Annotated in this window: 10 protein-coding genes; 6 read left to right on the top strand and 4 right to left on the bottom strand. The window is 47.6% G+C overall.

Translation table 11 applies throughout. The features are described from left to right. Positions 1–716: 716 nt before the first annotated feature. Positions 717–1,649, top strand: coding sequence for a prenyltransferase/squalene oxidase repeat-containing protein (locus ACN0YH_RS20520; RefSeq protein WP_417381456.1), 933 nt, complete (start codon positions 717–719; stop codon positions 1,647–1,649). Positions 1,650–1,681: 32 nt separating this feature from the next. Here ACN0YH_RS20520 and ACN0YH_RS20515 read toward each other — a convergent pair whose 3' ends face one another. The 4 genes from ACN0YH_RS20515 to ACN0YH_RS20500 form a co-directional block, all read right to left on the bottom strand. Next, positions 1,682–2,392: a zinc ribbon domain-containing protein gene (locus tag ACN0YH_RS20515; RefSeq protein ID WP_417381455.1), complete on the bottom strand. Its 711-nt coding sequence runs from the start codon at positions 2,390–2,392 to the stop codon at positions 1,682–1,684. A 206-nt stretch (positions 2,393–2,598) separates the two neighbouring features. Further along, positions 2,599–4,284, bottom strand: coding sequence for an RNA polymerase sigma factor RpoD (rpoD, locus tag ACN0YH_RS20510; protein ID WP_417381454.1), 1,686 nt, complete (start codon positions 4,282–4,284; stop codon positions 2,599–2,601). Between the two features lie 32 nt (positions 4,285–4,316). Beyond that, positions 4,317–6,227 (bottom strand): DNA primase, encoded by a 1,911-nt coding sequence (gene dnaG / locus ACN0YH_RS20505; RefSeq protein WP_417381453.1) that lies wholly within the window; start codon positions 6,225–6,227, stop codon positions 4,317–4,319. Positions 6,228–6,679: 452 nt separating this feature from the next. Then, complete coding sequence (locus tag ACN0YH_RS20500) at positions 6,680–8,305, bottom strand: hypothetical protein (RefSeq protein ID WP_417381452.1); 1,626 nt, start codon at positions 8,303–8,305, stop codon at positions 6,680–6,682. 557 nt (positions 8,306–8,862) lie between these two features. On the opposite strand from ACN0YH_RS20500, the gene ACN0YH_RS20495 reads away from it, so the two are divergent. The 5 genes from ACN0YH_RS20495 (at position 8,863) to ACN0YH_RS20475 (ending at position 14,484) form a co-directional block, all read left to right on the top strand. Then, positions 8,863–9,759, top strand: coding sequence for a DUF58 domain-containing protein (locus ACN0YH_RS20495; protein ID WP_417381451.1), 897 nt, complete (start codon positions 8,863–8,865; stop codon positions 9,757–9,759). A gap of 80 nt (positions 9,760–9,839) precedes the next feature. After that, a complete protein-coding gene (locus ACN0YH_RS20490; RefSeq protein ID WP_417381450.1) occupies positions 9,840–9,971 on the top strand; it encodes a hypothetical protein in 132 nt (43 codons plus the stop codon). A 375-nt stretch (positions 9,972–10,346) separates the two neighbouring features. Continuing rightward, the gene (locus ACN0YH_RS20485; RefSeq protein ID WP_417381449.1) at positions 10,347–11,252 is read left to right on the top strand and encodes an ABC transporter ATP-binding protein; all 906 of its coding nucleotides are present in this window, start codon (positions 10,347–10,349) and stop codon (positions 11,250–11,252) included. Positions 11,253–11,362: 110 nt separating this feature from the next. Further along, positions 11,363–13,159, top strand: coding sequence for an ABC transporter permease (locus ACN0YH_RS20480; RefSeq protein ID WP_417381448.1), 1,797 nt, complete (start codon positions 11,363–11,365; stop codon positions 13,157–13,159). Further along, complete coding sequence (locus ACN0YH_RS20475; protein WP_417381447.1) at positions 13,156–14,484, top strand: hypothetical protein; 1,329 nt, start codon at positions 13,156–13,158, stop codon at positions 14,482–14,484. Before ACN0YH_RS20480 ends, ACN0YH_RS20475 begins: the two co-directional genes overlap by 4 nt. The last annotated feature ends 47 nt before the right edge of the window (positions 14,485–14,531 follow it).

Below are 14,531 nucleotides of genomic sequence, written 5' to 3'. Positions count from 1 at the left end.
ATCTGTCATGAATTTGTTTTGATCTATGACAATATTTTCAGGAAAATCCATGAGATTATCTCAACTAGTAATCTTCTGAATTCGGGAATGAGCCAGGGAGAATTCTCCACAGACTCGCTTTATCAAGTCGTATCTACGCTACACACGCACATTCAATGACAGATAATTCCGCCACAGGCAGAAACAGTCCCCACGCGGAGACACGTCTGTTATTGAAGTTTTATTTAAAATGGATTGGTTTACAGGAGTGGGTTCAGTTCGACCGGTGAATCAAGATCAAGAGAGAGGCTGTGATCATGACAGTTTCCTCGAATGAGGCACTGGTCATCCTGATTTTGGATATGTTGTGACACAATCCGGGAAAAATCAGCTTTTTCACGGAAACGTGTTACGGTTATTTGATTAGTTAACTGGTTGTTTTTAATGTGAATTGTGACTCGGAAGAATCGTTGATCCGCCTGAAGTTCAGACAGATCCGGTTAGACAGTAAAAGAAGAGAGTTCCGAATGGTTTACTTGTTTTACAGTCTGGAGAGAGAATGATTCTTTGAGTTTTAGAGATGTTGGGCGGGAACATATTCTAAATTCTGATCCGGTGAAAGACGAATTTGACATTTCCCGCAAGAAATTTGTGACAATTTTCAAAATAGCCCGCAGAATATCGCTTCACCTTCCTGCCTGTCCTCTATAATTTCCGCCTAAGGCCTGCAAATATTTATGAATCACCAGCCCTATTTACTGAAATTAGCACTCCGCCTGGCGGAAGGTCTGGAGAAGTGGCCCGCGTCATCTCTGGAAAAACATCGCCAGTTTATTTTGGCGCAACAGCAGCCTGATGGCGGTTTTTCCGGGAGAGAGGGAGAGTCAGATCTCTACTACACAGGCTTTGCAGTCCGTAGCCTGGGAATATTAGGCGGAGTAAAACCGGACGAATGCGACAAGATCAGTCACTATCTCAGGCAGTTTCAAATTGAAAAACTGTCTACCATTGACCTGTTAAGCTGGCTCTACTGTGCATTGATTGTCCAGGCTTCAGGCGGAGACGACCTGCTGCAAACAGCTCCTGCGAACTGGAATTCAGAAATATCCAGTTCCCTGGAACGGCTACGAACCGCAGATGGAGGTTACGCGAAATCGGAACAGGGGGCACTGGGCAGCACTTACCATAGCTTTCTCGTTGTGCTGATTTATCAATTGATCGGCCTGGAGCTTCCTGAACGGAATAATTTGATCCAGTTCCTCTATGACAGACAGCGTGACGACGGGGGTTTTGTCGAGATTTCTCCGATGAAACGGAGTGGTACGAACCCTACAGCAGCGGCAGTCGCGACATTAATTATACTGAACAGCATGGATGACGAACTCAAAAATGATGTTCAGGACTTCCTGAAACAGGTCAAAAGTTCCGAAGGCGGCTTTCAGGCCAATACCCGGATTCCTTTTGCAGATGGTTTATCTACATTTACCGGCTTATTGACAGCACAGGACCTGGAACTGGATTCATTGATTGACCTGGATCAGGTACAGAAATTCATGACCGAATGGCTGGAATTTCCCACAGGTGGATTTCGGGGCGCCAGTTGGGATGAGCAGGCAGACGTGGAATACACGTTTTATGGACTGGGTGTACTGGCTCTGCTGGGGCGTTGAGACGTCTGAAAAAAAACCAGACCACGCCGGGATTATTCGGAGTTCTCTTCTATATACAGCAGACGCCCACAAGACTTGCAGAACACGAGTCGACCCGAATTCAGTTCGACGCGTAACTGAGGTTCTATCATGACATTACAGGCAGAACAGAATCTGCCTGCAACAAACGCCAGTGCCCCGGCTCCATGAGATCGTACGAGTCGTGCAAATTGGACTTTAATACTGTCAGGAATGATCTGTTCTGCTTCCGAGATCGCCGCGTTACACTCTTTGATCTCTTCATCGAGCGAAGCACGCATCGACTCAAAATCTTTTTCCATTTTTTGGGCATCGGCGTGTGCGGTATCTTTTTTCTTGACCCACTCCTGAACTTCCGTTTCAGTGGCATCAATTTTATCCATCAGTTCCAGAATTTCATCTTCCAGCACACTGTTGGCCATCTGGTCAGCTTCAATCTGACCTTTGATAATATCAAACTCTTTGTTGGAGGAAGCAGTGTTGAGTTTTCCTTTGAGGCTCAGAATTTTTGCTTCATTGGTTTGCAGATCCAGGTTCTTCTGGTGGACCTGCTTCTTCAGCTGAATCACCTGATCCTGCACCGCTTTGAGCTTGTCTTCCTGCACCAATGCGAACTGTTCCTTCAGTTTAATTCGCTTGGGTCCCTGTTCTAATTTCTGATTTACATCATGCAATCTCAGATACAAATGATGTAAAGCTTTCAAACTGGCAGCAGTCGTCGACATGTTAAAGAACTCCAGAAACGCTCATTTTTGAGGCAATTAAGGTAGCGCCTCAGTGCTTTTACTTTGTTATAAAGATTTTTGTTCTAAATAGCCAGACATACGCTGTAAAACTGATCGATCTTCTTAGCCTCCGCCCGGAAATCACGATTTCAGTACGATTCTGAACAAAAAAAAAACGCCGATCAGAATTGATCGGCGTTTGAAATTCAAATGCTGGCTGATGCAGTGGCATCCGCCGTCTCTTCTTCGGTTTCGGACTGCCCCCATTCGGGAACCAGACCTTCTATGAATCCCTGCAGCTGTTTGCTGCGAACAGGATGCTGTAATTTCCTGACTGCTTTGGCTTCGATCTGTCGCACACGCTCACGGGTCACTTTAAAAATCCGACCGACTTCTTCCAGAGTATAAGTGTAACCATCCCCCAGGCCGAATCGGAGTTTAATGATTTCGCGTTCTCGATAGGTCAACGTCTTCAGGACATGATCAATTTTATCCTTGAGCATTTCCTGGCTGGCAGTATTCACCGGGCTGTCTGAATCAGAATCTTCAATGAAATCACCGAAGTAACTGTCTTCGCTTTCTCCCACAGGTCGATCCAGACTGATGGGATGCCGCGAAATTTTCAGTACGCGTCGCGTCTCTTCCAGACTGATACCAGCGACTTCAGCGGTTTCTTCCATCGTGGGCTCTCTGCCATTTTCCTGCAGCAGCTGTTTACTGACCTTTCGTAATTTCGACATGGTCTCGATCATATGCACGGGAATCCGGATCGTACGGGCCTGGTCGGCAATTGCACGGGTAATGGCCTGACGAATCCACCAGGTCGCATAGGTCGAGAATTTATAACCACGCCGATACTCATACTTATCAACAGCACGCATCAGACCGGTATTCCCTTCCTGGATCAGATCCAGAAAGCTTAAGCCACGATTACGATATTTCTTGGCAATCGAAACCACCAGTCGCAGGTTACCGCCGGAAAGCTCACGCATTGCCGTTTCGTAGTCCAGGTAACGCTGCTTGACTGCTTTGACACGCTCCCTTAGTGTTTCGGGCGTTTCCATTGTCATTGCCACCAGATCCTGCAGTTCTCGCTCCAGGTTGGCTCGGTCATCTTTGGAGTTTTTGATTCGCAAATCACCCATATCGCGAATCTGATCTTCCAGTTCCGTCATCCGGTGGGAAATCTGCTCCAGGCGTTTCATGCCAATCTGCAGGCGTTGCGTCCGCAGGCTTAGTTCTTCAATCAGAGTGGCCATCTTACGACGACGTTTCTGCAGCGAAGCATAAGCATTCGTGCGTTCGCTCTTGCTCAACTCCGGATTGACAAACTGCTGAAAATCACTTGCGTTTTTCTGACTCAGATACTCGAGTGTCTTGAGATTGTGAGGCATCCGTCCCAAAATCTGGGTCTTCTCCAGCCCTTCTGTCACGGAAACTTTGATCGTCCTGTCGAAAGGCAGTTCTGATTTATGGACTTTATCCAGGATTTCAATGGCCTGACGCATTGCATAGTCGCTGCTCAATAATTCACGACGGAAGCGACGGCGGGTGATTTCAATCTTCTTCGCCAGTCGGATTTCTTCATCTCGTGTCAGCAGGGGAATTTCCCCCATCTGCGTCAGGTACATCCGCACGGGATCATCAATCCGACGGGAGAGATCATCGGTAGACCGGGAACGTCCTTTGGCCTTTTCCGGCTGTAAGATCGTAATAATCTGATCCGGAATGATGTCTAACTCAATCTCCTCAATTGTCAGCAGGAGATTATCCAGCTTCTCGGGATTCAGCGCTTCATCAGGCAGATAGGCACTTACCTGATCGTAGGTCAGGTAACCCTGCTTTTTGCCGTTTTCAATTAGTTCATTCAATCGGGCGTCGAGTCGGTGCACGTTGCTTCTCCCAATCAGTCTGGTTAGATTCTCTAGTGGATTTTTTTAATGTTTCGTTTTTGATGAAACTCAGATGCTTTTCTTAACAGGTCTTTTGCATCAGAATTCAAGCTCTTACTCTGGGCATTCTGGAACAGCAGCCCTTTCGTTTTTTCGTGGTGTTCCCGTTCTTCCCGCCATTGGATATTCTTGATGGAATGCTTCAAGAAATGGGGAATTCCCTCAAGCGGTGCCGGATCATCAAACAACTTGTCGTGAACTGCTTTTTCACGGGCATGGGCGTCAATTTTGACAACCAGCTGTTTCAGATCTGGATCAGCAATGCGATCCAGAATGTGATTGATATCTGGTAGAACCCCCTCTTCAGTCAAATCGATACTTAACTGAAACAGGGAACGTAACTGGGGGTTTTTCAAGTTTTCGGGGGAGATATGCTGTAGAATCCGGGAGACACACTCGGGATACACAAAAATAATTTCAAGAAGTTCGCTCTCAAGTTGATTATCTTTCGTTGAATTGTCTGCTTCCTGGTTGTTTCCGGAAGTGTCGGTCGTTCTCGGAGTCGAGTAGGATTCGCTGGAGGAGAGATTCGCATTCAGACTCGGGCTTTTTTTCTGTTTGACTTCACTCAGTCGTTTTCGGACAACTGATTCGTTTAAACCCAGTCTATCTGCCAACTTTCTTAATATGATGTCTTCACGAATTTTGCCGGTTAGGTTGGGGCTTGACGCCAGTAACTCCAGCATCTCTTCTAAAATTCGGTGTTGACCATCAATTGACTCCAGTCCAAATTTCTGGACACAAACATTCAATTTAAAATTCCAGGCCTCAGGAGCATCCACGATCAACTGCTTCAACTGCTCTGCTCCCTGTTCTTCCAAAAATTCAGCAGGATCTTTACCTGCAGGCAGTGTTAAAATTCGTAAATCAACTTCCTGGGCGATAAATTTTGTTAAAGATCGCTCCGCGGCCTGTTGCCCCGCATTATCGCCGTCAAAAACTAATACGACTTTTCGCGCCAGACGTTTGAGATAGGAAACATGAGTTTCTGTCAATGCGGTTCCTAATGTGGCCACTGCATTCGTCACACCAAACTGGTGTGCTGTAATGCAATCAGTGTACCCTTCGACGACAACGACCGTTTCCGTTTCACGGATGGTCTGGCGTGCCTCGTCCAAACCGAATAACAGCTTACTCTTAGTGAAAATAATGCTTTCAGGGCTGTTAAAGTATTTGGCAATCCCCTCCGCTCCGGAGCCTGGCAGGATGCGTCCCCCAAATGCAACAACGCGTTTTCGCTCGTCGCGAACAGGAAACATGACCCGATTTACGAAATAATCGGAATAGCGGGACTGACCTTCCTTTTTAAAGATCAGCCTGGCTTCCGAGAGCAGGCTTTCCGGATATTGTCCCCGGGACCGATTTACCAGCCATTGCCAGTCATTCGGATGAAAGCCCAGGCGGAACTGCTGAATTGTTTCTTCCGTATAGCCTCGGTCTTCCATCAGATAGCGGCGGGCCATTTCCCCTTCACTGGTATTCATCAGGCAGTCATAAAACTGTTGTTCCGCCCATTTCATTACATCAAATAATGAGGTCTTCTCAACAATATTGGATCGTGGGGCGCTGTTTGACTGCTGAGAAAACTGAGGCATTTCCAGATGAACACGCTCGGCCAGAATCTTCAATGCTTCAAAAAAGCCGACATCGTCGTATTTCTCGACCCAGCCAAAACAGTCTCCCCCGGTATTACAGACCCAGCAGCGCCAGGTTCCGCGATCAGGATAGACCACCAGTGAGGGATTGTGATCATTATGAAAAGGGCAGAGACACTTGAAATCTCGGCCGCTGGGAGTCAGTTGAACTGACTCGGATACCAACTCGACCAGATTCGTTCTCTGGCGGACCAGTTCTTTGAAATTTTGATCAAATCCTGGCGACACCAGTTTCTCCTGAACAGTTTAAAAAGCAGCCCCTCGATGTCACTTTTCGTCTCAGAGTGAAAAGTGAACATACAAACATGTCACAAGAGTGCTTCCCTGCTCAGCTTTGCTTGCTTAATTCTACTCCATAGATTGAGTTGGTCAAGAATTTCCGATTCGCGATTTCCAACTCTGATCGACTCTTAAGCTCAAAATTTATATAATGTTACAAAAACACCTAATCATTCAGGTAGCTGTAAAACCATAAACCAAACCACGCTTTTGTCACTGACATAACCGGAATTCTCAGTGTCCGCGTTCGGATGTGAGCAGACAAGGCTAGACAGTTGGTTTGTATGAATTAATCATATTATAGCTGCCACCTCAAACTCTGCAATCACCGCGTCACAAAAAAACCACCGTGCGCGCAGCTCCCGTCGGATTCACCATTGAGGAGACTCGGTACAGGACTGCTATTCGGTGGCAGCTTCTGCGGGAACTTCGGTTTTCACGAGCTGATAGAGCGAGATGTTGCCGAATTTTTCATTGCATTTCGGGCATTTGGTTTTGGCAATCGCTTTACCAGCTTTGCCACCAATTCGCTCTTTCTTGCGGGAATCCTCACTGACAATCAACTGACATCCCTGGCATTGTCTGCCTGCCAGAGTCAGTTCGATTTCAGGATCTGCCTCGTAAAATTCCAGATTTTCATTATCCAGAACTTCAAACGATTCCTCGCTGTAATGGCAGGTCACCTGTTGCATCTGATCAGTCAAGGGAATTCCTGAATCCTGCCCCAGTTGATCGATACCAAAGAATTCTGAAAGTGCTTCTGTCAGCTTGCGATATTCGCTCAGGGAGAATGTCAGATACTGATTTTCTTTGGAATCTTGCTGTTTCGGCAGGGCAATCGCAATCCGACCTTTACCAAACACGGGAACCCCTGCAAACACGGATTCATGGTCGTACATGGTCGGAAAGACCACGCGCAGTTTGGGAATCTGTTCTGCCGTGACGGTTTGCATACTGGCAGCTGGAATTTCAGCCTCATCTTTCTCTTCGCGAAGATGGGCTGCAATTTCTTCCCTGGCTTTGTCCAGTTTGTCTTTCGATCCACTGCCGAGCAGACCGGCTTTGGCGACTACCAGCACCAACATTTTTTCCGGAGAAATCGCCAGATCGACTGTAGTAAACGTCTTTTCCAGACTGTTTGGTTTCAACTTCAGCTTGGTAGGGTCAATCGCATGCAGTTTGACATCCTTGAGCCAGTGTGTGTAAGCACCGGCATTGAAGGCTTCTGAACCCCCTGCTTCCGCCTGTGCATCTGAAGTCTCTGTCTGTTCTGCTTCTTCCTCGCTGGGAACTGCCTGGGGCACCAGGTACATCACATTGCAAGCAGGACATTTTCCAGCCGCACCTCGATATTCTTCACGAACTCGAATGCGATGACCGTTCGGACAATAAACAACAATCCCCCCCTCTACTTTTCCGCCTCTTCGTCGTCGACGACGACCGCCTCCTTTGCGCCGTTTTTTCTCTTCTTTTTCTTCTTCAATGGCAACGTTAAACAGGACATCACCCCCGGTTGCTACGGAATGATCTTCTGCAGGAGCCTCTTTGATCTGTTTCGCTTTTTCTTCTGACGCAGGTGCCTCTGATTCCGCTTCCGGCTCTGCATGTTGTCTGGCTTCTACCTCGGATTCTTCACGCGCCAGGGGAATCGTCGTTTGATCATCCTGGCTGGATTCCATCTCGCCGTCCAGTTGGAAATCATCATCACTGGCTTCATATTCCGTGACGGCAATACTTTTATCCAGCTCGAAGTCGTCGTCATCCGAATCAGAATATCCGGTCATTGTCGCTGTAGAACTATGGGACTCCTGCTCTTCCGATTGATCTGATTCTTCAGGTAACGGACTGAAGATCATCGGCGCCGGGTTCTCCTGCATTTTCCGATAGGCTTCTGCTATGTCTTCCCGCATAAAGGAACCACAATTCCAGCAGCGGACCAGTCCTGTACGAACCATTTCATTACACAGCGGACACGGTATTTCCGAAGGATTATTATTCTGCTCATCCGGAGTTATGCCATTTGACATAATAAATCCCTGTTAGGATAAATAGTAAGATTAGAAAAACGGATAAAATGTTTAGTGCTTCTGCAAATGAATTAAGATCAGTATTCGCAAAGATTAAGATTTATCAGAAGCACATTGCAGGTCTGGAAATTTAATAAGGAAAAAGTATAGTAAACCTGATTATCGAGCTTAGAAACAAGCGCATATTACAGATTAGCATAGCCATAGGCTAAATGCAGTAATGTTTTCCGCTTTTAACAATATTATGTTTTACCAGACTCCAGACCACCCCTTTTCGAAAAAAAGGTCGCGGGCATATTAAGAACGGTTATCATAAACCTAGTTTATTCCAACTCGAAATCAAGATGAAGATCCTGTTTCCATTCATCTGAATCATTTAATACCTTAATCAATCTAAACAGAATGTTCAAGAGTATATATAATTGACCTAACTAAGCCCTGTAACACGAGTAATCGATTCTGCATCAGTTCAAAAAATCGGCCCCAGCCAACAGTATGTCACTGGCCAGATAACATTTGTTTTTCGTAAACCTCAACTGTCTGAGATCGTCCCTCCCATGCCAAATGCGGAACAATACCTGAAACCGGAAGTCATTCAGACGGTGGCGCGGCTGGATCTGAGAGCCAAATTCATCGTCGAAGGTTTCCTGAGCGGTCTGCATGCCAGCCCGTATCATGGTTTCAGCGTCGAATTCAGCGAACATCGTCGCTATTCCCAGGGAGATGACCCCCGTGATATCGACTGGCAGGTCTATGCCAAAACAGATCGGTTCTACATCAAGAAATATCAGGCCGAAACCAATCTCACCGGATACCTGATTCTCGACCTCTCTGAAAGCATGGCTTATACCTATCGCCAGCAGCTTTCCAAGTTTGATTATGGGATCTGTCTGGCCGCCTCGATGGCTTATATGATGATTCATCAGCAAGACCCGGTCGGCCTGATCACATTTGGAGATCGGATTAAAAACTTTCTGCCGGCCCGCAGTAAACGGGGGCAGTTAGGTAATATTCTGGCAATGCTGGCCAACTCACAACCCAGCGGGACTACTGAAATCGGACAGAATATCCAGCAGATCGCCTCGATGGTCAAACATCGCAGCCTGCTGATGATTTTTTCAGACCTGCTCACCGATCAGAAAAGTGTTCTGGACAGTCTGCAGAGATTGAGATATGCAGGTCATGATGTCATCCTGTTTCATATTCTCGATGAAGCAGAAGTCTATTTTCCTTTTGAAGGCATGGTCGACCTGAAAGAGCCTGAAGGAGGAGACTCCCTGGTTCTCGACGCGGAAGGCATGAAAGCCGACTATCTGGAGGCGGTGAATGAACTCCGAGGGACCTATCAGGAAAAGCTGCGCGCGATGGGCGTTGATTATGTCCCCCTCGACACCAGCATGCCCTTCGACAAAGCGCTGATTGAATATCTCTCCCAGCGCAAAGCCCGCTTCTGAATAGAGTGTGGCCAATTTGACTGTAGCCTCTCCAGGGCTGTTTGGCCCGGGTATAATAGATTGAGAGACGCTATCGTGAAATGCGACGTGCCTTGGAATTGAGTTATTTGCTCTACCGCCTGATGCGCTTCCGGCTGGCTGACGGTTCTTCCTATCCGCATGAACACAAGGCATTATCATTTGTAACCGCCTTCCTCACTGCCTGGGGTTAAGTTATGCGGATTCGTAGTTGTATACAGGTTACAGTGACCATGTTCTTGAAATCTTAACCCAGTATGCCTCTCAAATAGCTTGCAAGAGCCGCTCCGCAATTTTAGAGTGTTATTCACTTTGGATCATTGTTTACGAATGGATTCCTGAGCTTCTGGCCCCTGTCACGGATGCTGGCCACACATTGATCTGCTACCTGCTCTGTTTTTTCGTTTCCTGATCAGGAAGTTGAAATTTTTACCAACAGAGCAGCGATACAAATCGTAGTAAACTCGCAGATTTTCTAGCGTTAGTATTCGTTGGTTCTTTTTTAGGACTGAGACACCGTTCTTATACTGGTCATATTCTAACTACAACAGTGGAGCTGAGAACCGCCAATGGACAATGAGTCAGTGATTCAGATTAGCAATCTGACAAAGATCTATCGTGATTTCTGGGGCCGCAAAAAAGTTCGCGCACTCAATTCATTAAGTATGGAAGTTAAAAAGGGAGAGATCTTTGGTCTGCTGGGTCCGAATGGCTCTGGTAAAACAACTACTCTGAAACTGCTCCTGGGCCTGCTCTTCCCTTCTGAAGGTGAAATTAAGGTTCTCGGTCAGCCTGCCTCCAATGTGGAAAAGAACGAACGCATTGGCTATCTGCCTGAAGAATCGTATCTGTACCGATTCCTGAATGCAGAAGAAACGCTCGACTTCTACGGGCGTCTCTTCAAGATGTCAGCCAAGGAACGCCGCGAGCGATCAGCCGAGCTGATCGAAAAAGTCGGCTTAGGTCATGCCAAGCGACGCCAGTTGAAAGAATATTCCAAAGGGATGACACGCCGTATTGGTCTGGCCCAGGCGTTGATCAACAATCCCGACCTGGTCATGCTGGACGAACCAACCAGTGGTCTCGACCCGCTGGGAACAGACGATATGAAACGCATGATTGTGGAGCTCAAGGAGCAGGGTAAAACCGTGCTGATGTGCAGCCACCTGCTGGCAGATGTTCAAGACGTCTGTGACCGCATCGCGATTCTGTACGGCGGCGAACTCAAGGTGATGGGACGCGTGGACGACCTGCTCAAGGAACAGGAAGAAACACAAATCCTGACGTCGAAACTGAGCGATGAAGCCATCAAGGAAATTGAACAGGTTGTTGCCAAACACCATGGGAAGGTTGATACGATCGACCATCCAACGGCGACTCTGGAATCTCTGTTCCTGAAAACGGTACAGGAAAGTAAAGACCGGCCCGGTCAGCGCTTCGTTCCCGAAACGGAAGAGAAAAAAACAGCCGAGTAAGCAGGATGCATTCTGAGCATTTTGCTACTCACGATCATTGACTCTGGCTCTGCTGCAGAAATCAGCAGACATCATTTCCGCTGAGATGTTATTCACAGAAGTAAATCATTATGTCTTTTGATCCGATTCCTTATGACAAGTCAGCTGCTCTCATTCACTTTCTGCTGGTGTTTGGCAGCTCCATGTTACTCGCGGTCCTGTTCTGCTTCCTCTTAGATTTTCTCACTCGAATCGCCGGTGGGTTCTTCGGATACTTTTCAGGTGCGGGGACATTCTTGACGAAAGTCAAGAAAATCCCTTTTTTCAATGCCATTAAATACACCATTTCTTCTGCCGTGGCTTCTTTCACTAATATCCTGTTGGCAATCGGGGATTTCTTTGCCCAACTCATTCACCTTTCCTGTCGCCGTATCTGGGCACTGAGTTCTCTTACCATCCGTGAATCGCTCCGTCAGAAAATTTTGTATGTCTTCATCATTTTCGCAGTCCTGTTCATGTTTGCCGGCTGGTTCCTGTCCGGAACTGCAGACAGACCTGACCTGCAGGTACAGTCCTACATCGACTTCGTTTTGAAAGCCATCAGCTGGCTCGTCATCCCCATCATGCTGCTGCTGGCCTGCTGGTCTTTACCCGAAGACATTCGTTTAAGAACCATTCATACCGTGGTCACCAAACCCGCGCACCGGATCGAAATCGTACTCGGAAGAATGCTGGGCTTTACCCTGCTGGGAACTGTCATTCTGCTGGTGATGGGGACTGTCGGATATATCTGGATTAATCGTCAGGTCCCGGACTTGGCAAAAAACAAGTCGGTTCCCTCTGCCGTTGATCAGCTGGAATCGGAAGAAGACAAGCTGGATGGAGAAAAACAGGAACCGACAGCCTCTCTATTGGTTTCCAAAGTTCCCTTGTACGGCGATATCTCTTTCACCGACCGTGAAGGAGCCCCCGCGCAGGCAGGAGTGAATGTCGGAGATGTCTGGATGCACCGCAGCTATATTGAAGGAGCGACGAAAGCCAGCGCCATCTACAAGTTCAAGGGAGTCGATGCAAGTGATGCGATTGACGACGACCTGGTTCTGCAGTCATCATTCGAAGCGTTCCGAACCCATAAAGGGAATATGGAAATGGGGGGGATTCTTTTTCAGCTTACCTTCGTAAATGAAGACAAAGATCTGCGAGTTGATTCCCAGCCGTTTGTGAATAAGGAATATTCTGACAACAGAATGGTAATCAACCGGAAAATCGTACAGAAAAATTACGACGGCACAGAAGATGTGGAATTAGATATTTTTGATGATCTGGTAGATCAGGACGGCAACCTGACCGTAGAAGTCCACTGCCAGGAAGCAGGTCAATTACTCGGAATGGCCCGGTCCGACCTCTTCATCCGCACACCCGACCGCCCCTTCATCGTGGGCTACTCAAAAGCAGTTTTCGGAATCTGGATGCCTATGGTGCTCGTCATCATGCTCGGCGTGACCATCAGTTGCTTCGTGAAAGGCCCCGTTGCGATCCTCACGACGTTAACAGTCGTGTTGGTTGGATTCATGTCCAAAGAGTACATGAATGAAATATTAAGCGGCAAAATGGAAGCATCAGGAGCGATTGAAGCCTGGTATCGACTGATTACCCATATGAATTCTCAAACAGAATTACCCCCGGGTCCCGTAAAAGTGATAATCGGAGTGATTGATGCCGGTATCATTAACTTCCTCTGGCTCTGCCAGCAGGTTATCCCCAATTTTGGAATCTTTTCCAACATGCGTGAATATGTCATTAAAGGTTTTGATATCTCCTGGAGTGCAGCCCTGCTGCCTGGGATCGCTACGACCGCGGCTTATATTCTTCCCTGTTTAATCGTGTCATTCTATAGCTTGAAACTTCGCGAATTGGAGGCGAAATGAACAACCTCACTTCCAAACATCGTAAGCTGGCATACGTTATTGCCATTATTGTCCTGCTGATCCCGGTGATCTGGCTGGGTATGCCTTCCTCGGGTGATGAAGGTTCTGGTGGAAAACTGGCTCAGCTACGTGTCAAACATGAACTGGGCGAAAGCACCCTGGGTGACGTCGATCCCTCAAGTGCCTCCATGAACTTCGTCCTGCTGGGACTGCGTGGCATTGCTACCAACCTGCTCTGGATCGATGCCAATGAATATCAGAAGAAAAAGGAATGGGGAAAACTCCGATCAACCGTCGATTCCATCATCCTGCTGCAGCCGCATTACATGAAAGTCTGGGATTTCCAGGGCTGGAATCTGGCTTATAATGTTTCCGCTGAGTGGGATGCCGTTGAAGACCGCTACTTCTGGGTTAAAGAAGGCATTAAATTTCTGAATGAAGGTGTCACCCGGAACGAGCGGTTTCCGGAACTGGACTGGAAGGTCGGCAACCTGCATGGTCAGAAAGTGGGACGCTCCGACGAATGGCGCCAGTTCCGTCGCTTCTATAAAGTTGACCCTGATACCGACCGCTACGAGGGGGGCCCGGATCCGGAAATCAACCCGGATCGCCTTGATAACTACCAGGTGGCTAAAGAACATTTCCTGATTGCCAATGACAAAGAGCTCAAACACAAACAACACCTGCAGATGCGGATGCTGTTCCGCGGCTCTCCCTGGCACGCTCAATTCGACTACGCCAATGCCATGCAGCGTGAAGGCATCTTCGGCAAACAGCGCACCGATGCCTGGAAACAGGGTTTTGATGAATGGACCGAGATTTACGGTCGTGAAGAGTTCATCACCCCCAAGGGGCCGATTGTTCTGGAATGGACCGAGGATGATATCAAAGCCCTGGCAGCTCGTGATGAATCGATTACAGAGGAAGATGTGCGTAATTGGACTGGTCGCTACCAGGATACTTCCAACTATCGCTTCTGGCGAACGCGGGCACTTTCAGAATCCCAGGATGAAACGATCAAGGCTCACCAAGATCTTTATGAGGGTGAACAGCTCGTATTCAAAAACAAACTTAATGAAGCAAAAACGAAACTGGAAGAAGGAATGGCTTTGTATGCTGCCGTTCTGAATAAGTACCCCAGCCTGTTGTCAGAAGACCTGGCCATTGAGGAAGGGCTCCGGGCAGTGATTCTCTGGCGTTACATCCATGAGCTCAAAGGTCTGCAGGTACCCACCAGTTTCCCCCTCAAACAATTATGGCTGAAAGAACAGGGCCGGGTTCCGGAACTCGAAAACGACCTGCGTCGCAGTCACGGAATTCAGTAAATTCCAGCCAGTGATTTAACCAAACGACAAGAGCCATCTGAAAATCA

The organism is Gimesia sp., assembly GCF_048262075.1.
GTDB lineage: Bacteria > Planctomycetota > Planctomycetia > Planctomycetales > Planctomycetaceae > Gimesia.
This window is presented reverse-complemented; position numbering and strand designations above follow the sequence as displayed.

Bases quoted from the DNA above. Each gene is read 5' to 3' on its own strand.
- ACN0YH_RS20485 (WP_417381449.1), top strand. From the start codon at position 10,347: ATGGACAATGAGTCAGTGATTCAGATTAGCAATCTGACAAAGATCTAT.
- ACN0YH_RS20490 (WP_417381450.1), top strand. From the start codon at position 9,840: ATGCGACGTGCCTTGGAATTGAGTTATTTGCTCTACCGCCTGATGCGC.
- ACN0YH_RS20480 (WP_417381448.1), top strand. From the start codon at position 11,363: ATGTCTTTTGATCCGATTCCTTATGACAAGTCAGCTGCTCTCATTCAC.
- ACN0YH_RS20515 (WP_417381455.1), bottom strand. From the start codon at position 2,392: ATGTCGACGACTGCTGCCAGTTTGAAAGCTTTACATCATTTGTATCTG.
- ACN0YH_RS20500 (WP_417381452.1), bottom strand. From the start codon at position 8,305: ATGTCAAATGGCATAACTCCGGATGAGCAGAATAATAATCCTTCGGAA.
- ACN0YH_RS20520 (WP_417381456.1), top strand. From the start codon at position 717: ATGAATCACCAGCCCTATTTACTGAAATTAGCACTCCGCCTGGCGGAA.
- ACN0YH_RS20495 (WP_417381451.1), top strand. From the start codon at position 8,863: ATGCCAAATGCGGAACAATACCTGAAACCGGAAGTCATTCAGACGGTG.
- ACN0YH_RS20475 (WP_417381447.1), top strand. From the start codon at position 13,156: ATGAACAACCTCACTTCCAAACATCGTAAGCTGGCATACGTTATTGCC.